This window comes from Pseudomonas sp. P20, from assembly GCF_016463925.1.
In the GTDB taxonomy this organism is placed as follows: Bacteria; Pseudomonadota; Gammaproteobacteria; order Pseudomonadales; family Pseudomonadaceae; genus Pseudomonas; species Pseudomonas aeruginosa.
Genome location: NZ_JAEMVM010000010.1, coordinates 126,961 through 147,405 on the forward strand (window position 1 = coordinate 126,961; position 20,445 = coordinate 147,405).

Below are 20,445 nucleotides of genomic sequence, written 5' to 3' on the forward strand. Positions count from 1 at the left end.
GGTTCCAAAGCAGGATGCCTGAAGACCTCGTCCGGTTGGCCTACCCAGCGGCACAGAGGCCGGGCCCTGAGCCCGATGCAATCCATTTTCGCGGGGCCCGGACACGATGTCCGGGGCCGCACGTCACGAGCGAGGAAAAAACTCGTGACGCATGCTTGGAGGGGAGAACTTTTGCAAGAAGCCCGAGTCTATCTTGGCAAGACGATTCGCTGGGACGCTCGAAGCTCCTCCAGGTTCGAAGAGGAGCTTTCATGCTAACCCAGGAACAGGATCAGCAACTGGTTGAACGGGTACAGCGCGGAGACAAGCGGGCTTTCGATCTGCTGGTACTGAAATACCAGCACAAGATACTGGGATTGATCGTGCGGTTCGTGCACGACGCCCAGGAAGCCCAGGACGTAGCGCAGGAAGCCTTCATCAAGGCATACCGTGCGCTCGGCAATTTCCGCGGCGATAGTGCTTTTTATACCTGGCTGTATCGGATCGCCATCAACACCGCGAAGAACCACCTGGTCGCTCGCGGGCGTCGGCCACCGGACAGCGATGTGACCGCAGAGGATGCGGAGTTCTTCGAGGGCGACCACGCCCTGAAGGACATCGAGTCGCCGGAACGGGCGATGTTGCGGGATGAGATCGAGGCCACCGTGCACCAGACCATCCAGCAGTTGCCCGAGGATTTGCGCACGGCCCTGACCCTGCGCGAGTTCGAAGGTTTGAGTTACGAAGATATCGCCACCGTGATGCAGTGTCCGGTGGGGACGGTACGGTCGCGGATCTTCCGCGCTCGTGAAGCAATCGACAAAGCTCTGCAGCCTTTGTTGCGAGAAGCCTGACACAGCGGCAAATGCCAAGAGAGGTATCGCTATGAGTCGTGAAGCCCTGCAGGAAACTCTGTCCGCTGTGATGGATAACGAAGCGGATGAACTCGAGTTGCGGCGGGTGCTCGCAGCTTGCGGCGAGGATGCCGAGCTGCGTTCCACCTGGTCGCGTTACCAGCTGGCGCGGTCCGTCATGCACCGCGAGCCTACCCTGCCGAAGCTGGATATCGCTGCGGCGGTCTCTGCTGCCCTGGCCGACGAGGCCGCTCCGCCGAAAGCGGAGAAGGGACCGTGGCGGATGGTCGGTCGCCTGGCGGTCGCTGCCTCGGTGACCCTGGCGGTGCTGGCCGGCGTGCGTCTGTACAACCAGAACGACGCCCTGCCGCAGATGGCGCAACAGGGGACCACCCCGCAGATCGCCCTGCCTCAGGTGAAAGGCCCGGCCGTGCTGGCCGGCTACAGCGAAGAGCAGGGGGCGCCGCAGGTGATCACCAACTCCTCGTCCAGCGATACCCGCTGGCATGAGCAGCGTCTGCCGATCTACCTGCGTCAGCACGTGCAACAATCCGCCGTCAGTGGTACAGAGAGCGCGCTGCCCTACGCTCGGGCAGCCAGCCTGGAAAACCGCTGAGGAGAGACATGCGCACCACCTCCCTGTTGCTTTTGCTTGGCAGCCTGATGGCGGTTCCCGCTACTCAGGCTGCCGACGCTTCCGACTGGCTGAATCGTCTCGCCGAGGCCGATCGCCAGAACAGTTTCCAAGGCACCTTCGTCTACGAGCGCAATGGCAGCTTCTCCACCCATGAGATCTGGCATCGCGTGGAGAGCGATGGTGCGGTTCGCGAGCGCCTGCTCCAGCTCGACGGCGCGCGCCAGGAAGTGGTCCGGGTCGACGGGCGCACCCAGTGCATCAGCGGCGGCCTTGCCGACCAACTGGCCGATGCCCAGCTGTGGCCGGTGCGCAAGTTCGATCCCTCCCAGCTGGCTTCCTGGTACGACCTGCGCCTGGTCGGCGAATCCCGTGTCGCCGGCCGCCCGGCAGTGGTCCTTGCGGTGACTCCGCGCGACCAGCATCGCTACGGCTTCGAGCTGCACCTGGACCGCGACACCGGCCTGCCGTTGAAGTCGCTGCTGCTGAACGAGAAGGGGCAGTTGCTCGAGCGCTTCCAGTTCACCCAGTTGAATACCGGCGCGGCACCTGCCGAAGACCAGTTGCAGGCGGGCGCCGAATGCCAGGTCGTCGGCCCGGCCAAGGCCGACGGCGAGAAGACCGTGGCCTGGCGCTCGGAATGGCTGCCGCCAGGTTTCACCCTGACCCGCAGTTTCATGCGTCGCAGTCCGGTCACCCCCGATCCGGTCGCCTGCCTGACCTATGGCGATGGCCTGGCACGATTCTCGGTGTTCATCGAGCCGCTGCACGGTGCCATGGTTGGCGACGCGCGCAGCCAGCTCGGCCCGACCGTGGTGGTTTCCAAGCGCCTGCAGACCGATGACGGCGGCCAGATGGTGACCGTCGTCGGCGAAGTGCCGCTGGGCACCGCCGAGCGGGTGGCGCTGTCCATCCGGCCCGAGGCCGCCGCCCAGAAATGATCGAGGAGCAGGGGCGAGTGGTGGCGACCGAGCCGGGAGCGGTATGGGTCGAGACCGTGCGCCGCAGTACCTGCTCGTCCTGCTCGGCCAATGCCGGTTGCGGCCAGGGGCTGATGCAGCGCCTGGGCGTCGGCGCGGGGCGTGCCCGGGTGCGCGCGTTGAGCGACCTGAGCCTGCGGGTCGGCGATGCGGTCGTCCTAGGAATTCATGAAGACCTGTTGTTGCGCGCCTCCGTCCTCTTCTATCTTTTCCCTCTGCTCGGGTTTTTCGTGGCAGCATTGCTGGCGACCCGGGCGGGCTTTGTCGAACCTCTGATCATCGTGTCCGGGCTGGCGGGTTTGCTGGCGGCCTGGCTATTGGTGCGTCGGCATGCTCGTCGTCATGCCGATGATCCAGCCTCGCAGCCGGTGGTTCTGCGAGCGCTGATTTCCGGGCCGTCCGATTCGGCCTGAGTCTTTCTCTTCCCTCGAACATCACGGGAGCTGTAGTCGATGCATACCCTAAAACGCTGTATGGCTGCGATGGTGGCCTTGCTGGCCTTGAGCCTGGCGATGACGGCCCGGGCAGAACTGCCGGACTTCACGCCTTTGGTCGAACAGGCGTCGCCGGCGGTGGTGAATATCAGTACGCGGCAGAAGCTGCCGGATCGCGCCATGGCGCGCGGGCAGCTGTCTATCCCCGACCTCGAAGGGCTGCCGCCGATGTTCCGCGACTTCCTCGAACGCAGCATCCCGCAGGTTCCGCGCAATCCGCGCGGCCAGCAGCGCGAGGCGCAATCGCTGGGTTCCGGCTTCATCATCTCCAACGACGGCTACATCCTCACCAACAATCACGTCGTGGCCGATGCCGACGAGATCCTGGTGCGCCTGTCCGACCGTAGCGAGCACAAGGCCAAGCTGGTCGGCGCGGACCCGCGCAGCGACGTGGCGGTGCTGAAGATCGAGGCGAAGAACCTGCCGACCCTGAAACTGGGCGATTCGAACAAGCTGAAAGTGGGCGAATGGGTCCTGGCCATCGGTTCGCCGTTCGGCTTCGATCACTCGGTCACCGCCGGTATCGTCAGTGCCAAGGGTCGTAGCCTGCCGAACGAGAGCTACGTACCCTTCATCCAGACCGACGTGGCGATCAACCCGGGTAACTCCGGCGGTCCGCTGCTGAACCTGCAGGGCGAAGTGGTCGGCATCAACTCGCAGATCTTCACCCGTTCCGGCGGCTTCATGGGCCTGTCCTTCGCCATTCCGATCGATGTCGCGCTGAACGTCGCCGACCAGTTGAAGAAAGCCGGCAAGGTCAGTCGCGGCTGGCTGGGCGTGGTGATCCAGGAAGTGAACAAGGATCTCGCCGAGTCCTTCGGCCTCGACAAGCCGTCCGGCGCGCTGGTGGCGCAACTGGTGGAAGACGGCCCGGCGGCCAAGGGTGGCCTGCAGGTGGGCGATGTGATCCTCAGCCTGAACGGCCAGTCGATCAACGAGTCCGCCGACCTGCCGCACCTGGTGGGCAACATGAAGCCGGGCGACAAGATCAACCTGGACGTGATTCGCAACGGCCAGCGCAAGTCCCTGAGCATGGCGGTAGGCAGCCTTCCGGACGACGACGAGGAAATCGCCTCGATGGGCGCTCCGGGCGCCGAGCGCAGCAGCAACCGCCTGGGCGTGACCGTCGCCGACCTGACCGCCGAGCAGCGCAAGAGCCTGGATATCCAGGGCGGCGTGGTGATCAAGGAAGTCCAGGACGGTCCGGCCGCGGTCATCGGCCTGCGTCCGGGCGATGTCATCACCCACCTGGACAACAAGGCGGTGACCTCGACCAAGGTCTTCGCCGACGTGGCCAAGGCCCTGCCGAAGAACCGTTCGGTTTCGATGCGGGTGCTGCGCCAGGGACGCGCCAGCTTCATTACCTTCAAGCTGGCCGAATAAGCCGGCTGGCGAAAAAAGGGCGGTTTCCACCGCCCTTTTTCATGCCCGTCAATCCGTTACCTGCGTGACGCCTTGCCCGAGCATCAGGTAAACTCCCCGGCTATTTTTCGGCGGATTGCCGCCCTTGCCCTTTTCGAGTGTGTTGAGCCGTGAGCGACCTGAGCCATATCCGCAATTTCTCCATCATTGCCCATATCGACCATGGCAAGTCGACGCTGGCCGATCGCTTCATCCAGACGTGCGGCGGCCTCTCCGATCGCGAAATGGAGGCCCAGGTCCTGGACTCCATGGACCTGGAGCGCGAGCGCGGGATCACCATCAAGGCCCACAGCGTGACCCTGCACTACAAGGCGCAGGACGGTAAGACCTACCAGCTCAACTTCATCGATACCCCCGGCCACGTCGACTTCACCTACGAAGTCAGCCGCTCGCTGGCCGCCTGCGAGGGCGCGCTGCTGGTAGTGGACGCCGGCCAGGGCGTCGAGGCGCAGTCCGTCGCCAACTGCTACACCGCCATCGAGCAGGGGCTGGAAGTGATGCCCGTGCTGAACAAGATGGACCTGCCCCAGGCCGAGCCGGAGCGGGTGAAAGAGGAAATCGAGAGCATCATCGGCATCGACGCCACCGACGCCGTGGCCTGCAGCGCCAAGAGCGGGATGGGCGTGCTGGAGGTGCTGGAACGCCTGGTGACCGCCATCCCCGCCCCGGAAGGCGAGATCGAGGCGCCGCTGCAGGCGCTGATCATCGACTCCTGGTTCGACAACTACCTCGGCGTGGTCTCGCTGGTACGGGTGAAGAACGGCCGGGTGAAGAAGGGCGACAAGATCCTGGTGAAGTCCACCGGCAAGGTCCACCAGGTGGACAGCGTCGGGGTATTCACTCCGAAGCACACCGAGACCGTCGACCTGAAGGCGGGCGAGGTGGGCTTCATCATCGCCGGTATCAAGGATATCCACGGCGCGCCGGTGGGCGATACGCTGACCCTGAACAACACGCCGGACGTCGAGGTCCTGCCGGGCTTCAAGCGGGTCAAGCCGCAGGTCTACGCGGGCCTGTTCCCGGTCAGCTCGGACGATTTCGAGGACTTCCGCGACGCCCTGCAGAAACTGACCCTCAACGACTCGTCGCTGCAATACGAGCCGGAAAGCTCCGAAGCCCTGGGCTTCGGCTTCCGTTGCGGCTTCCTCGGCATGCTGCACATGGAGATCATCCAGGAGCGCCTGGAGCGCGAATACGACCTGGACCTGATCACCACCGCGCCCACGGTGGTCTTCGAGATCGTGCAGAAGAATGGCGAGATCATCTACGTCGACAACCCGTCCAAGCTCCCGGACCTGGCGTCGATCCAGGAAATGCGCGAACCGATCTGCCGCGCCACCATCCTGGTGCCCAAGGACCACCTGGGCAACGTGATCACCCTGTGCATCGAGAAGCGCGGCGTGCAGCGCGACATGCACTTCCTCAGCGGCCAGGTGCAGGTGGTCTACGACCTGCCGATGAACGAGGTGGTGCTCGACTTCTTCGATCGCCTCAAGTCCACCAGCCGCGGCTATGCTTCCCTGGACTACAGCTTCGATCGTTTCGAGCCGTCCAACCTGGTTCGTCTCGACGTGCTGATCAATGGCGAGAAGGTCGACGCCCTCGCCCTGATCGTCCACCGCGACAACGCCCCCTACAAGGGCCGCCAGCTGGTGGAGAAAATGAAGGAACTGATCCCGCGGCAGATGTTCGACGTGGCGATCCAGGCAGCCATCGGTGGGCAGATCATCGCCCGCTCGACGGTCAAGGCGCTCAGGAAGAACGTGCTGGCCAAGTGTTACGGTGGCGACGTGAGCCGTAAACGCAAGCTGCTGGAGAAGCAGAAGGCTGGTAAGAAAAGGATGAAGCAGGTCGGTAGCGTGGAAATTCCCCAGGAAGCCTTCCTCGCCGTGCTCAAAGTGGATAGCTAGAACCCATGACACTCAATTTCCCGTTGTTGCTGGTCATCGCCGTGGCTGTATGCGGCGCCCTGGCCTTGGTCGACCTGGTGCTGTTCGCGCCGCGTCGGCGGGCCGCGATCTCTTCCTACGAAGGGCAGGTGAACGAGCCCGATCCGGCGGTGCTGGAGAAGCTCAACAAGGAACCGCTGCTGGTGGAGTACGGCAAGTCGTTCTTCCCGGTGCTGTTCATCGTGCTGGTGCTGCGTTCCTTCCTGGTCGAGCCGTTCCAGATTCCCTCGGGGTCGATGAAACCTACCCTCGAGGTCGGCGATTTCATCCTGGTCAACAAGTTCGCCTACGGTATCCGCCTGCCGGTGCTGGACACCAAGGTGATCCCGATCGGTGATCCGCAGCGCGGCGATGTCATGGTGTTCCGCTATCCCAGCGAACCGAACATCAACTACATCAAGCGCGTGGTCGGCCTGCCCGGCGACACCGTGCGCTACACCAAGGAAAAGCGCCTGTACGTCAACGGCGAGCTGGTGGCGGAGAAACTGGTCGGCGAGGAACCGGGCACCCTGGGCAGCGTGACCCTGTACCAGGAGAAGCTGGGCCAGGCCGAGCACCTGATCCGCAAGGAAATGAGCCGCTATCGTATCGAGCCCGACCGCCAGTGGACCATTCCCGCCGGCCACTACTTCATGATGGGCGACAACCGCGACAACTCCAACGACAGCCGCTACTGGAACGATCCGAAGATCCCCAAGGATCTGCTGGGCATGGTTCCGGACCGCAATATCGTCGGCAAGGCCTTCGCCGTGTGGATGAGCTGGCCCGATCCGAAGATGAGCAACCTGCCGAACTTCTCCCGGGTCGGCGTGATTCACTGACCTGTGCGCAGGTTCGCCACGCGGAAGGGCGCTCCTGCTGAATAATCGCGAAGCGGGGCTGCTCCCGAGGGCAGCCCCGCTTTCACTTCCGCGAACGCCGCCGCAGGGCCCTGCCCGATGGCGTTACCGCTCGCTGGACGGAATAACTACACTGACATGAGGTCCGACATGAGGTTCGCGCGTTCGCAGAAGGGGATGTCCCTGCTGGGGTGGCTGGTGGTGCTGGGCGTGGTGGCGTTCTTCGCCAGCGCCGCGTTCAAGATCATCCCGCACTACATGGATTACTACTCGCTGGAGAAGGTGATCACTTCCGTGGAGACCGACAAGGCGGCCGAGGTGCGTTCCGTGCCGGAGTTCTACAGCTACGTCGGCAAGGGGATGCAGATCAACGGCATCCGCAACCTGGACCTGGAGAAGGCCCTGGAGGTGCAACTGGAAGACAACCAATTCCGGGCGCACCTGAAATATGAAAAACGCGAGCCACTGATCAGCAACATCGACCTGGTGGTCCACTTCGACAAAGAATTCCGTGTACGCATGCCGTGAGTAATTCGCTGGACCGACTCGAGCGCAAGCTCGGCTATACCTTCAAAGACCGGGACCTGATGGTCCTGGCCCTGACCCATCGCAGCTACGCCGGGCGCAACAACGAGCGCCTGGAGTTCCTCGGTGACGCCATTCTCAACTTCGTCATCGGCGAGGCGCTGTTCCACCACTTCCCGCAGGCTCGCGAAGGCCAGCTTTCGCGCCTGCGCGCGCGACTGGTCAAGGGCGAGACCCTGGCCCTGCTGGCGCGCGGCTTCGAGGTGGGCGACTACCTGCGGCTGGGCTCGGGCGAGCTGAAGAGCGGCGGGTTCCGCCGCGAGTCGATCCTCGCCGATGCGATGGAAGCCCTGATCGGCGCCATCTACCTGGATACTGGCATGGACTCCGCGCGCGAGCGGATCATCGCCTGGCTCGGACCGCAACTGCGCGAGCTGACCCCGGTGGACACCAACAAGGACCCCAAGACCCGCCTGCAGGAGTTCCTGCAGTCGCGTGGCTGCGACCTGCCGCGCTACGAGGTGGTGGATATCCAGGGCGAACCCCATTGCCGGACCTTCTTCGTCGATTGCGAAGTGGCCCTGCTGAGCGACAAGACCCACGGGCACGGCGGCAGCCGCCGCATCGCCGAGCAGGTGGCCGCGGCCGCCGCGCTGGTGGCCCTGGGCGTGGAGAATGGCCATGACTGACATGCACGACGACATCCCCGCCGGCAGCCGTTGCGGCTACGTGGCGATCGTGGGGCGCCCCAATGTGGGCAAGTCCACCCTGCTCAACCACATCCTCGGGCAGAAGCTGGCGATCACCTCGCGCAAGCCGCAGACCACCCGTCACAACATGCTCGGGATCAAGACCGAGGGCGAGGTGCAGGCCGTCTACGTCGATACGCCCGGCCTGCACAAGAGCGGCGAGAAGGCCCTCAACCGCTACATGAACCGTACCGCCAGCGCGGCATTGAAGGATGTCGACGTGGTGATCTTCGTGGTCGACCGCACCCGCTGGACCGAAGAGGACCAGATGGTCCTGGAGCGCGTGCAGTACGTCAGTTGCCCGGTGCTGATCGCGGTGAACAAGACCGACCGCATCGAGGAAAAGGCCGACCTGCTGCCGCACCTCGAATGGCTCACCCAGCAGTTGCCGAAGGCCGAGGTAGTACCGATCTCGGCGCAGCACGGGACCAACCTGGACGTGCTGGAGAAGCTGGTCGCCGAGCGTCTGCCGGAAAGCGAGCACTTCTTCCCCGAAGACCAGATCACCGACCGCAGCAGCCGCTTCCTGGCCGCCGAGCTGGTCCGCGAGAAGATCATGCGCCAGCTCGGCGCCGAGCTGCCCTACCAGATCACCGTGGAGATCGAGGAGTTCAAGCAGGAAGGTCGCATCCTGCATATCCATGCGCTGATCCTGGTGGAGCGCGAGGGGCAGAAGAAGATCATCATCGGCGACAAGGGCGAGCGGATCAAAAGCATCGGCCAGAACGCGCGCAAAGACATGGAAGTGCTGTTCGACTCCAAGGTCATGCTCAACCTCTGGGTCAAGGTCAAGGGCGGCTGGTCCGACGACGAGCGCGCCCTGCGCTCGCTGGGCTACGGCGACCTCTGACCGTTCCCGGCAGCCCGGCGCCAGCCGGGCGCCATTCCTCTCGCGCCCGGTCGACCCGCCATGTCCTTCGCCGCCGCCCAAGCCACCTACGTGCTGCATAGCCGGCCGTACAAGGAAACCAGCGCCCTGGTGGACTTCTTCACCCCGTTGGGTCGCCTGCGCGCGGTCCTGCGCGGCGCCCGCGGCAAGGCTGGCGCCCTGGCGCGGCCATTCGTGCCGCTGGAAGCGGAGTGGCGCGGGCGCGGCGAACTGAAGACCGTGGCCCGCCTGGAAAGCGCCGGTGTTCCCAACCTGCTCAATGGCCAGGCGCTGTTCAGCGGTCTCTACCTCAACGAGCTGTTGATCCGCCTGTTGCCGGCGGAAGACCCGCAGCCGGAAATCTTCGCCCACTACGCCGCGACCCTGCCGCTGCTGGCGGCGGGGCGCCCCATCGAACCGCTGCTGCGCGCGTTCGAATGGCGCCTGCTGGAGCAACTGGGCTATGGTTTCGCTCTCGATGTCGACATCGATGGGCGCCCGATCGAGCCGCAGGCGTTGTACCAGCTTTTGCCAGAGGCCGGCCTGGAGCCGGTGGCGCAACTGCAACCCGGGCTGTTCCAGGGCTCCGAACTGTTATCCATGGCCGACGCCGACTGGAGCGCCCCCGGCGCCCTGGCGGCGGCCAAGCGCCTGATGCGCCAGGCGCTCGCTCCCCATCTGGGCGGCCGGCCGCTGGTCAGCCGCGAGCTGTTCATGAACCGTAAGGAGTCACCCCGTGACTGAAGCCACTCGAATTCTGCTCGGCGTGAACATCGATCACGTCGCCACCCTGCGCCAGGCCCGGGGCACCCGCTATCCGGACCCGGTGAAGGCCGCCCTGGACGCCGAGGAAGCCGGCGCCGACGGTATCACCGTGCACCTGCGCGAGGACCGCCGGCATATCCAGGAACGCGACGTGCGGGTGCTCAAGGAAGTGCTGCAGACGCGGATGAACTTCGAGATGGGGGTCACCGAGGAAATGCTCGCCTTCGCCGAGGAGATCCGGCCGGCGCATAGCTGCCTGGTCCCCGAGCGCCGCGAGGAACTGACCACCGAGGGCGGCCTCGACGTCGCCGGCCAGGAACAGCGCATCCGCGACGCGGTGCGACGCCTGGCTGCGGTGGGCAGCGAAGTGTCGCTGTTCATCGATCCCGATCCGCGGCAGATCGAGGCCTCCGCCCGGGTCGGCGCGCCGGCTATCGAACTGCATACCGGTCGCTACGCCGACGCCGAAGACCCCGAGGAGCAGGCCCGTGAACTGCAGCGGGTACGCGAGGGCGTGGCCCTCGGGCGTTCCCTCGGCCTGATCGTCAACGCCGGGCATGGCCTGCACTACCACAATGTCGAGCCGGTCGCGGCCATCGACGGCATCAACGAGCTGAACATCGGCCACGCCATCGTCGCCCACGCCCTGTTCGTCGGCTTCAGGCAGGCGGTGGCCGAGATGAAAGCGCTGATGCTGGCCGCGGCGACCAAGCGCTGAGGCAATCGCGCCCCGCTTGCCGTCGACCTGCGGGGCGGATGAAAGCAAAAAAAAGCCCATCCGAGGATGGGCTTTTCCCTATTCGCTGTCAGGGCTTGCGCGCCACCAGCGTGGCGCGCATCGGTGCCGGCAGGCCTTCGACGGTTCGCGAACGGTCCTGCGGATCGAGGAATTCCGGCAGCGACTGGAAACGCATCCATTCGGTGGAGCGTTGTTCCTCGACGCTGGTCAGGCTGACGTCGACGCAGCGCGCGTCGGCGAACCCGGCGCGGCGCAGCCAGAGCTCCAGGGCCGCCACCGAGGGCAGGAACCAGACGTTGCGCATCTGCGCGTAGCGGTCCTCGGGCACCAGCACGGTGCTGGCGTCGCCTTCCACCACCAGGGTCTCCAGGACCAGTTCGCCGCCGCGCTTCAGGCAGTCCTTGAGCGCCAGCAGGTGGTCGATGGGCGAGCGACGGTGATAGAGCACGCCCATGGAGAATACCGTGTCGAAGCCTTCGAGCTTCTCCGGCAGGTCTTCCAGGGCCAGCGGCAGGTGCCAGGCCGGCAGCTCCGGCAGGTAGCGCTTGGCGGCGAGGAACTGGCAGAGGAACAGCCAGTTCGGATCGACCCCGACCACGCTTTCCGCGCCGGCGCCGAGCATGCGCCACTGGTAGTAGCCGTTGCCGCAGCCGACGTCGAGGACGCGTTTGCCACGCAGTTCGACATGTGGCGAGACACGCTCCCATTTCCAGTCGGAACGCCATTCGGTATCGACCTGTACGCCGAAGAAGTCGAACGGCCCCTTGCGCCAGGGAATCAGCCCTTGCAGCGCTTCCTTCACCTGCGCTTGCAGCGCCGCATCGTGGTCGCTGTGCAGGGCGAAGCGCTGGGCCAGTTCGACCTTCGGCGCGGGCACCTGGGGCAGGCGCTGGACCGCGCTCCACCAACGGGCCAGGTCGCCGTGGCCTTCCTCGATGCGCGCGGCGATCTGCGCGGGCAGGCTGGTCGCCCAGCCGTACAGCGGAGAGCCGGCGAGGTGTCGCTGGAGGGCGTCGAGGGCGAGGTGCTGGATCATGGCAGGGCGATCATCGAGGCGAAGTTGAGACACTGGAACCATTGGCTGACCCGGCTGAAGCCGGCGGCCAGCAGCCGTTCACGGTGTTCCTCGAAGGTGTCGGGGAGCATGACGTTTTCCAGCGCGCTGCGCTTCTGCGCGATCTCCAGCTCGCTGTAGCCGTTGGCACGCTTGAAGGCGATGTGCAGGTCGGTGAGCAGCGCGTGCTCCTGCGCATCGGCGAAGCGCAGTTTCTCCGAGAGGATCAGCGCGCCGCCGGGCAGCAGTGCCTGGCGGATCCTGCGCAGCAGGCCGAGGCGCTGGTCGGGGGCGACGAACTGTAGGGTGAAGTTCATTGCCACCAGCGAGGTGGGTTGCAGGTCCAGGGCGAGAATGTCGGCCTCGATCAGCTCGACCGGCAGCAGCTCCTGGTACATGGCGTCCTGGGCATGCAGGTATTCACTGCAGCGCTCGATCATCGCGTGCGAGTTGTCCACCCCGATCACCCGGCAGCCGTCGTTGCGGACGTGGCGGCGCAGCGACTGGGTGACCGCGCCGAGCGAGCAGCCGAGGTCGTAGAGCACGCTGTTCGGCTGGGCGAACTGCGCGCCGAGTACGCCGATGTTCTCGACGATGGTGGGGTAGCCCGGCACGGAGCGCTTGATCATGTCGGGGAACACGCGCACCACGTCTTCGTTGAACACGAAGTCGGCGACACGTTGCTGGGGTTGGGCGAACAGGCGATCGGACTCGCTCACGCGGGTGACCTCGGGCATCACGGCTTTTCAGGGGGCCGAATTGTAGCCGAGGGACGAGCGTCGCCCAACTGCGCGGCGACGATTCACCCATGCGCGCAGGCGAATCACCTGAGCTTGTCGGAGAAGTACTCTCCCGCGCCCTGCAGCGGACCCAGCGGGTTCTTCTTGTCTTCCAGGCGATGGATGTTCGGTTCGCCGTTGCTGACCTTGTGCACCAGCACGTCGTTGACGAAGACGAACACCGCCTTGAACGACCAGCCCTGCAACTCCCGTTTCTTGCGGAAGTTGAACACGTCCGCCCAGAAGCTGCCGACCCGCTGGGTGTCGGTCTTGCTGAAATCGAAGGCGTAGCCGATGCAACGGTCCTTCGCTTCCAGGCATTGCACCAGGCCGCCCGGCAGGTAATCGATGGGGATGTTCGGCTGGATGAACATGAGCCGCACGTCGATGAACGACAGCATGCGGCCGTTGCCCTGGGTCAATGGATCGAAACCCAGCCCGAACAGCTGCGAACGGGTCGTGCTGCCGGGTTGCGCCTGGGAATAGCGCAGTTCGGCATCGAGGTAGTCGACGAAGGGGGATTGGACTTCCGCTCGTTCGCTGGGCAGCAGGCTGCCGCAGGAGGAAACGAAGACAGTGGATGCCCAGAGCAGTGAGTAACGAAGAGCGGTGCCCATGACGCGCCTCCTTTCGGTGCCGTCGTAGATTGAGTAATAGACGACGCCAAAAAGGCCTGCCGGAATTTATTCAATCGGCTGAAAGCAGCGTGGTTGCTGGTCTGGCGGCGGATTTCCGGCGGCCCGGAAAGTCATTCGAAAGAAAGCCTATAGCGCTCGCCGAGGACCTTCAGGGTGCCTTCGCGACGCAGTTGGCGTAGCCCTTCGTCGAGTTCCGCGAGACGCGCGTCGACCTCCGGCAGGTGCGGGCTGAGGCCGACGTGCAGCGGCTGCCGCCCGGGTAGTCCGCCGGCGCGGCGGATCTGTCCGGCGAGCTGCGGATGATGCTCCAGGTAGTGCTCGATGATGTCGCGGTCTTCCAATAGCACGTCGATGCGGCCGAGCAGCAGTTTCTGCAGGTTGCGCGGCAGCACGCGCTCGCCGCCGAGGACCTGCAGGTGCAGGTCGTCGTCGCCGGCCTGGCTGCGCCAGGCTTCGAAGCGCGGATTGTTCACGTAGCCCTGGGCGAGGCCCAGGCGCTGGCCGAGCAGGGATGCATCGCCGGAGTAGTGCCAGTCGCTGTCGTGGCGGGTATAGAAGGCCAGCCCGACCCAGCCGATGGGCTCGCTGCCGACCCGCAGGCCGTCGAGTCCATAGGCGCCGACCAGGCCGTCGCGATGGCCGTCGCGGACCATCTGCACGGCGCGCGGCCAGGGCAGGCTGTCGAAGTGCGGTGGCTCCCGAAGGACCTGGCTGAGCGCCTCGACCAGGTAGCCGGGCCGCTGCGGCGTGCCAGGGCACAGGTAGGGGCAGCCGTCGTCGCCTGCGAAGCGCAACGGTTCGGCCAGCGAGAGCAGAGGAGCGGCGCAGGACAGGGCGAGCAGGACGAAGGAGGCGCGGAGCATGGAGTCCTCAGGGCGACGGGGCCTGTCAGGATAGGCCAGGTCGCCACGGCGCAGGACGTCGCTCTTCGTACAGAATGTGTCCGCCGCGGGCAGCGGTTTCAGCGCACCTGGATCGCGCAGGAAAAGCTTTCCGCCGGTTCCGCGTCCTTTTCCCAGGGCCGCCGGTAGACCAGTTCCAGGCGGTCGTCGCCGCTGGCGGCGACGCGGAAGCGCCAGGTCGATTCGCCGCCGCTGCCAACCAGGCCGCTGTCTTCTTCGGAATTGCTGTAGACCTCCGGGCCAAGGCGCTTGAGCACGCTGGCAGCAGGGTTGCGCAGTTCCCAGCGGAAGCCGGTGGTGGGATTGCTCGGCAGGGTCAGCACCAGTTCCTGGCCTTGCGTCAGCTTCAGCGGCGAACAGTCGTCGGCGTCGTCCAGGGTGACCACCGGCTTCTGTTGCCCGGCGCAGCCGGCCAGGACCACGATGGACAATGGCAGCAGCAGACGGGAGGGGGAAAAGGACATGCAGCGCTCCTCGGCTCGAATGGAAAGGGCGCCAGCATAAACCTTGCTGGCGCCCGAGTGCCAAGGTTGGCGCGGCGGACGGCCGAACCGGTCGGCCATCCGCCGCCGGCTCAGGCCGGGAACAGCACCTTGGCCACGTCGCCGTAGCGCTTGGCGAAATGCACGGTCAGCCCTTCCCTGAGATAGTCGGGCAACTCTTCGAAGTGGCCGCGGTTGGCTTCCGGCAGGATCAGCTCGAAGATCTTCTGCCGGCGCGCGGCGATCACCTTCTCGCGGACCCCGCCGATGGGCAGGACCTGGCCGGTCAGGGTCAGTTCGCCGGTCATCGCCACGCCTTTCTTCGGCACCTGGTTGCGCGCCAGGGAGAGCAGGGCGCTGGCCATGGTGACGCCGGCGCTGGGACCGTCCTTGGGCGTGGCACCTTCCGGCACGTGCAGGTGGACGAACGCCTGGTCGAAGAAGGTCGGGTCGCCGCCATACTTCTTCAGGTGCGAGCCGATGTAGCTATAGGCGATCTCGGCGGATTCCTTCATCACGTCGCCGAGCTGGCCGGTGAGCTTGAAGCCACGGTTCAGCGTGTGGATGCGGGTCGCCTCGATCGGCAGGGTGGCGCCGCCCATGCTGGTCCAGGCCAGCCCGGTGATCACGCCGATCCCGGAAAGCACCTGCTCGCTGCGGAACACCGGCATGCCGAGGTAGTCCTCAAGGTCCCTGGGACCGATCTTCACCTTCGACTCGGGATCCTCCAGCAGTTTGACCACCGACTTGCGCACCAGCTTGCCGAGCTGTTTCTCCAACTGGCGCACCCCGGCTTCCCGCGCATAGCCCTCGATCACCGCGCGCAGCGCGGCATCGCTGATGCTCAGGCGGCCCTTAGGTACGCCGGCCTTTTCCAACTGCTTGGGCCACAGGTGGCGCTTGGCGATGGCCAGTTTTTCCTCGGAGATGTAGCCGGACAGGCGGATCACTTCCATCCGGTCGAGGAGCGGTCCGGGGATCGAGTCGAGGGTGTTGGCGGTGCAGACGAACAGCACCTTGGACAGGTCCAGGCGCAGGTCCAGGTAGTGGTCGAGGAATTCGACGTTCTGCTCCGGGTCGAGGGTTTCCAGCAGCGCCGAGGCCGGGTCGCCCTGGTAGCTGGCGCCGAGCTTGTCGATCTCGTCGAGCATGATCACCGGGTTCATCACCTCGACTTCCTTCAATGCCTGCACCAGCTTGCCGGGCAGGGCGCCGATGTAGGTGCGGCGGTGGCCCTTGATCTCCGCCTCGTCGCGCATGCCGCCGACGCTGAAACGGTAGAACGGCCGGCCGAGGCTCTCGGCGATGGATTTGCCGATGCTGGTCTTGCCCACTCCCGGCGGGCCGACCAGGAGCACGATGGAGCCGGCGATCTCGCCCTTGAAACTACCCACGGCGAGGAACTCGAGGATGCGATCCTTGATGTCGTCGAGGCCCGCGTGATGCTTGTCGAGGACCTTGCGCGCATGCTTGAGGTCGAGCTTGTCCTTGCCGTACACGCCCCAGGGCAGGGCTGTGGCCCAGTCCAGGTAGTTGCGGGTGACGGCGTACTCGGGCGAGCCGCTCTCGAGGATCGACAGCTTGTTCAGCTCTTCGTCGATACGCTTGCGCGCCTGCTCGGGCAGCACCTTGCCTTCCAGGCGGGCGCGGAATTCGTCGGCGTCGGCGCTCTTGTCGTCCTTGGTGATGCCCAGCTCCTGCTGGATGATCTTCAACTGTTCCTTGAGGAAGAATTCGCGCTGGTGTTCGCCGATCTTGCGGTTGACCTCGGCGGACAGTTCCTTCTGCAGGCGCGCGACTTCCACTTCCTTGCGCAGCAGCGGCAAGACCTTCTCCATCCGCTTGAGGATCGGCACGGTGTCCAGCACTTCCTGCAGTTCGCCGCCGGGCGCGGTGGTCAGGGCCGCGGCGAAGTCGGTGAGTGGCGACGGGTCGTTGGGACTGAAGCGGTTCAGGTAGTTCTTCAGTTCCTCGCTGTACAGCGGATTGAGCGGCAGCAGCTCCTTGATCGCGTTGATCAGGGCCATGCCGTAGGCCTTCACTTCGTCACTGGGATCGATCGGGGTCTTCGGATAGTCCACCTCCACCATGAACGGCGGACGATGGCGCTTGATCCAGCCCCGGATACGCACCCGCGACAGGCCCTGGGCGACGAACTGCAGCTTGCCGCCCTCGCGCGAGGCATGGTGCACTCGGACCAGCGTGCCGTGCTCGGGCAGGCTGTTGACGTCGAAGTGGCGCGGGTCTTCCGGAGGATTGTCCATGAAGAACAGGGCCAGCGAATGGTGGTCGGTCTTGGCAACCAGTTCGAGGGTTTCCGCCCAGGGTTCTTCGTTGACGATCACCGGCAGCACCTGCGCCGGGAAGAACGGGCGGTTGTGGATCGGGATCACGTAGAGGGTGGTCGGCAGGGTCTGGCCGGGCAGCACCAGGCCGGTGCCGGCGGGCTGCGCGTCGCTGATGTGTTCGGGATTAACGTCCTGGTCGCTCATGAGGCACCTGACTGACTGAAACATGAGAGTCTAGATGGGGCCCCGGGGGCGGGTTTCAATCCCTGTCCGTTCAAGGATGTTGCCGAAGGTTTCCACGCAGCACGCGGTACGCGGGTACCACTTGCGGCAAGGTGCTGGGCAGCGTCGGGCAAGTCGAGTAGAGTGCGCAAAAATTGAGCAGTTGCCGTTCATGTTCGACACCCGCCTCATCCGTCTGCCCGACCAGTCGCATACCCACGCCCACGAGCATCACCAACTGGTGATGTCGCTGGCCGGGCGCGCCGAATTCGAGGTCAACGGCTGTGGCGGGGAAGTCTGCCGGATGCGCGCCTGCCTGGTGCCGGGCGAGGCGGGCCACGTGTTCGCCGGGGTGGGCGACAACCGCATGCTGATCATCGACCTGGGCGAGGACAACCCGACCCCGGAAGACCCCGACCTGCTCGCGCGCCTGTTCGAGGCGCCGCGCTACCCGACCCTGGACGCCGACTTCCAGAACCTGCTCAGCTACGCCGGCGCCGAACTGGCCCGCTACGGCAGCGACCCGCTGCTGACCCGTGCCCTCGGCGGAGTGCTGATCCGCGCCCTGCACCTGCGCCTGTTCGGCGAGCAGCAGCCCCTGGCGGCCAGCGGGCCGCTCGACCTGGAGCGCCTGGACGCGCATATCGTGCGGAACCTGGCGCGGCGCATCACGGTCGCCGAACTGGCCCAGGTCGCCTGTCTCAGCCCGAGCCATTTCCACGCGCAGTTCAAGGACAGCGTCGGCCTGACCCCGCACCAGTACCTGCTCAAGGTCCGCCTCGACTGCGCCGCGCGGTTGCTGCGGGAAAGCCGCCTGCCTCTGGTGCGGATCGCCGAGGAATGCGGCTTCTCCAGCCAGAGCGCGCTGACCACGGCGATGCGCCGCTACCTGGGGCTGACGCCGAAGTCGCTGCGCAAGGGCTGAGCGCCATCCGCCACCTTCGGGGGATAACCGCAGGCGGTTATTCGCCCTACCGGGAGTGGTGTAGGACGGATAACGGCGCGGACGTCATCCGCCGAGCGAATTCGTCCCGCACGGCCTGTCTCAGAACGCCACCTTCACCCCCGCCTCGATGCCGCGTCCCGCCGCCGGCACCCGGTCGCGCAGGATCGAACTGGCGTAGCGCACGGTCTGGTTGGTCAGGTTGGTGCCCTTGACGAAGGCCAGCCAGCGGCTCTCGCCGAGGTCGAAGTTGTAGCCGAGGCTGGCGCCGAGGGTGGTGTAGCCGTCGGTGGAGAGTTCTTCCTCCGGCACGCGGTGCTGCGAGGCGGCGTGTTCGACGTCGACCCGCGCCTGCCACTGCTGCAACTCCCAGATCAGCGCGGTGTTCAGGCGCAGCGGGGCGATGCGTGGCAGCGGTTCGCCGGTGTCCTTGTTCTTGGCGCGGGTGTAGTCCCCGGAGAGTTCCAGGTCGAAGTTGCCGTACGGGCTTTCCAGCAGGTGGATGCGGTCCTGCGCCTCGACGCCGTAGAAGTCCGCGCGAACGCCGCTGTATAGGTATTCCGGCAGCGCCTCGTCATCGCCGGCGGCGACCACTTCGCCTTCCTCGTTGCGATGGCGACCGCTGGCGAGCAGGCCGATGTAGTTGGAGAAGCGGCTGTAGAACACCCCGACGCTGCCCTTGTGCACGCCGTTGTCGAAGCGCAGGGCGAGGTCGGTGGAGACCGCCTTTTCCTTGTCCGCGTCGGCATCGCCTACCTCGTAGGTGCCGGTGGCGGCGTGCGGACCGTTGGCGTACAGCTCGTAGAAGGTCGGGGCGCGCTCGGTGTAGCTGAGGGTGGCGGCCAGCGACCAGATCGGCGTCAGCTTGTACACCGCGCCGGTGGACAGGCTGCCGGTGGTGAAGCTCTGTGAACCGTCGTTCTCGGCGAAGCGCTCGTTGCCCTTGGCGTCGGGGTCCACGCGGGTGTGCTCCAGGCGGGCGCCGAAGCTGAGGTCGAGGCGGTCGCTGAGCTTCCATTCCTCCAGGGCGAACAGCGCGGCGCTGTCGGTTTCCGTGTGCGGCACGAAGGCTTCCTCGCCGAGGGCGGAGAAGCGGCTGTTGGCGAACTGCGCGCCGACCACCCCGTTCAGCGGGCCGAGCGGGCGGTGGCGGGCCTCGATGCGGCCTTCGTAGCCTTCGTTCTTGAAGGTGGTGCCGGTCTCGCCGTCCTCGATTTCCTTGTGCTCGTACTTGGTATAGGCGGCGTCCAGCTTCAGCGAGGTGAACGGGCCTTCGAGGTCGCGGATCTCGGAGGCGAAGGCGTAGCGGTCCTGCTGCATCTTCAGGCGCACGTCGTCCTCGGCCGGCGAGCCATAGTTGCTGTCGTAGCCGCTGTAGGAGAGGCCGGCGTAACCGTGCTCCCAGTGATAGGAGCCACCGACGGCGCCGCCGTCCTGGCGGCCGTCGCTGTTCTGCACCCGATGCTTGCCGGTGTCGCCGTCGATCTGCCGCTGGCGGCTGGAATGGGCGTAGCCGGGAATCCTGACGTCGTTGAACTCGCGGCTGGCGGCGTCCACGTGCAGGGCGAAGTTGCCGTCGCCGGCCTCCAGTGCGCCGGAGCGGCTACGGGTGGTGTCGGCGCCGCCGTAGCGCAGTTCGCCGCTGCCGTGGATGCCGTCGACGGGTTCGCTGGGGATGCGGTTGTCGAAGCTGTTCACCACCCCGCCGATGGCATTGCCGCCGTAGAGCAGGGCGGCCGGGCCGCGTACCACTTCCAGGCGCTCGACGCTGTTGGGGTCTTCCGGCACCGCGTGGTCGTAGGACAGCGACGAGGCGTCGAGCGCACCGACGCCGTTGCGCAGCAGGCGGATGCGATCACCGTCCATGCCGCGGATCACCGGTCGGCTGGCGCCCGGTCCGAAGTAGGTGGAGGACACCCCGGGCAGGCCGTTGAGGGTTTCGCCGAGGCTGCCTTTCTGTCGCAGGGTCAGCTCGTCGCCTTCGAGCACGCTGCTGGGCGTGGCGGGAGATTCGTTGCCCAGCGGGTTGGCGGTGATCACCTGGGAGGGCAATTCGCTGGGGCGGCCGTCGGCGCCGAGCGTTTCCCCCGAAACAATCAGGCAGGCCAGCGCCAGTGGCGTGAGAGGCCAGAGCGGACGGGAAGGGAAAAGGCCGGAAGAGGACATTGCGGGCTCCATGGTCATGGGTCGGACTTTTTTCAGGCCAAAGCGAACCCAGGCCCTTCCCGGAGGAAGGGCGACGGGGTCGGATCGGCGTATTTATTGGGATGTTATATTATTTCTTTTTGTGTCGGTAGACCCGCGTAGCCACTCTGCATGGCGTCGTGCCGACGTGCAGCG

Annotated in this window: 20 protein-coding genes; 13 read left to right on the top strand and 7 right to left on the bottom strand. The window is 65.6% G+C overall.

All coding sequences use genetic code 11. From position 1 onward, the window contains the following. The first annotated feature begins 251 nt into the window (after window positions 1-251). The 12 genes from rpoE to pdxJ all read left to right on the top strand — a co-directional run bounded on the left by rpoE (window position 252) and on the right by pdxJ (window position 10,776). Entirely contained in the window at window positions 252-833 is a 582-nt protein-coding gene (rpoE, locus tag JHD77_RS15145) for an RNA polymerase sigma factor RpoE (RefSeq protein WP_003085543.1), read from the top strand. Window positions 834-864: 31 nt separating this feature from the next. Next, window positions 865-1,449 (top strand): anti-sigma factor MucA, encoded by a 585-nt coding sequence (gene mucA / locus JHD77_RS15150; protein WP_003101958.1) that lies wholly within the window; start codon window positions 865-867, stop codon window positions 1,447-1,449. Window positions 1,450-1,457: 8 nt separating this feature from the next. Continuing rightward, entirely contained in the window at window positions 1,458-2,408 is a 951-nt protein-coding gene (mucB, locus tag JHD77_RS15155; protein WP_003101960.1) for a sigma factor AlgU regulator MucB, read from the top strand. After that, window positions 2,405-2,860, top strand: coding sequence for an alginate biosynthesis regulator MucC (gene mucC / locus JHD77_RS15160; protein WP_003101962.1), 456 nt, complete (start codon window positions 2,405-2,407; stop codon window positions 2,858-2,860). The genes mucB and mucC overlap by 4 nt, the downstream gene beginning before the upstream one ends. A 39-nt stretch (window positions 2,861-2,899) precedes the next feature. Beyond that, window positions 2,900-4,324: a serine protease MucD gene (gene mucD / locus JHD77_RS15165; protein WP_003101964.1), complete on the top strand. Its 1,425-nt coding sequence runs from the start codon at window positions 2,900-2,902 to the stop codon at window positions 4,322-4,324. A 149-nt stretch (window positions 4,325-4,473) separates the two neighbouring features. Then, window positions 4,474-6,273, top strand: a complete 1,800-nt coding sequence (lepA, locus tag JHD77_RS15170) for a translation elongation factor 4 (protein WP_003101967.1) — start codon at window positions 4,474-4,476, stop codon at window positions 6,271-6,273. 5 nt (window positions 6,274-6,278) lie between these two features. Further along, the gene (gene lepB, locus JHD77_RS15175; protein WP_003101969.1) at window positions 6,279-7,133 is read left to right on the top strand and encodes a signal peptidase I; all 855 of its coding nucleotides are present in this window, start codon (window positions 6,279-6,281) and stop codon (window positions 7,131-7,133) included. Between the two features lie 168 nt (window positions 7,134-7,301). Further along, entirely contained in the window at window positions 7,302-7,679 is a 378-nt protein-coding gene (locus JHD77_RS15180; protein ID WP_003085562.1) for a DUF4845 domain-containing protein, read from the top strand. Next, the gene (rnc, locus tag JHD77_RS15185) at window positions 7,676-8,365 is read left to right on the top strand and encodes a ribonuclease III (RefSeq protein ID WP_003085565.1); all 690 of its coding nucleotides are present in this window, start codon (window positions 7,676-7,678) and stop codon (window positions 8,363-8,365) included. The genes JHD77_RS15180 and rnc overlap by 4 nt, the downstream gene beginning before the upstream one ends. Beyond that, a complete protein-coding gene (era, locus tag JHD77_RS15190; protein WP_003085566.1) occupies window positions 8,358-9,275 on the top strand; it encodes a GTPase Era in 918 nt (305 codons plus the stop codon). The genes rnc and era overlap by 8 nt, the downstream gene beginning before the upstream one ends. A gap of 60 nt (window positions 9,276-9,335) precedes the next feature. Then, window positions 9,336-10,037 (top strand): DNA repair protein RecO, encoded by a 702-nt coding sequence (gene recO / locus JHD77_RS15195; protein ID WP_003101972.1) that lies wholly within the window; start codon window positions 9,336-9,338, stop codon window positions 10,035-10,037. Beyond that, window positions 10,030-10,776 carry a pyridoxine 5'-phosphate synthase gene (pdxJ, locus tag JHD77_RS15200; protein WP_003101974.1) on the top strand — a complete coding sequence of 249 codons (747 nt, stop codon included), beginning with the start codon at window positions 10,030-10,032 and terminating at the stop codon, window positions 10,774-10,776. Before recO ends, pdxJ begins: the two co-directional genes overlap by 8 nt. Window positions 10,777-10,864: 88 nt before the next feature. On the opposite strand, the gene cmoB is transcribed toward pdxJ, so the two are convergent. The 6 genes from cmoB to lon all read right to left on the bottom strand — a co-directional run bounded on the left by cmoB (window position 10,865) and on the right by lon (window position 17,144). Next, window positions 10,865-11,833, bottom strand: a complete 969-nt coding sequence (gene cmoB, locus JHD77_RS15205) for a tRNA 5-methoxyuridine(34)/uridine 5-oxyacetic acid(34) synthase CmoB (RefSeq protein WP_003085573.1) — start codon at window positions 11,831-11,833, stop codon at window positions 10,865-10,867. Next, a complete protein-coding gene (gene cmoA, locus JHD77_RS15210; protein WP_003123029.1) occupies window positions 11,830-12,570 on the bottom strand; it encodes a carboxy-S-adenosyl-L-methionine synthase CmoA in 741 nt (246 codons plus the stop codon). The genes cmoB and cmoA overlap by 4 nt, the downstream gene beginning before the upstream one ends. 104 nt (window positions 12,571-12,674) lie before the next feature. After that, window positions 12,675-13,247 carry a hypothetical protein gene (locus tag JHD77_RS15215; protein ID WP_003085577.1) on the bottom strand — a complete coding sequence of 191 codons (573 nt, stop codon included), beginning with the start codon at window positions 13,245-13,247 and terminating at the stop codon, window positions 12,675-12,677. Window positions 13,248-13,378: 131 nt separating this feature from the next. After that, a complete protein-coding gene (locus tag JHD77_RS15220; protein ID WP_003101979.1) occupies window positions 13,379-14,131 on the bottom strand; it encodes a substrate-binding periplasmic protein in 753 nt (250 codons plus the stop codon). A 98-nt stretch (window positions 14,132-14,229) separates the two neighbouring features. After that, entirely contained in the window at window positions 14,230-14,634 is a 405-nt protein-coding gene (locus tag JHD77_RS15225) for a protease inhibitor I42 family protein (RefSeq protein ID WP_003085581.1), read from the bottom strand. Window positions 14,635-14,744: 110 nt separating this feature from the next. Then, a complete protein-coding gene (gene lon / locus JHD77_RS15230) occupies window positions 14,745-17,144 on the bottom strand; it encodes an endopeptidase La (protein WP_003101982.1) in 2,400 nt (799 codons plus the stop codon). A gap of 190 nt (window positions 17,145-17,334) precedes the next feature. On the opposite strand from lon, the gene JHD77_RS15235 reads away from it, so the two are divergent. Beyond that, window positions 17,335-18,087: an AraC family transcriptional regulator gene (locus JHD77_RS15235; protein WP_003085585.1), complete on the top strand. Its 753-nt coding sequence runs from the start codon at window positions 17,335-17,337 to the stop codon at window positions 18,085-18,087. Between the two features lie 120 nt (window positions 18,088-18,207). On the opposite strand, the gene JHD77_RS15240 is transcribed toward JHD77_RS15235, so the two are convergent. After that, complete coding sequence (locus JHD77_RS15240; protein ID WP_003101985.1) at window positions 18,208-20,271, bottom strand: TonB-dependent receptor; 2,064 nt, start codon at window positions 20,269-20,271, stop codon at window positions 18,208-18,210. Window positions 20,272-20,445 lie beyond the last annotated feature (174 nt).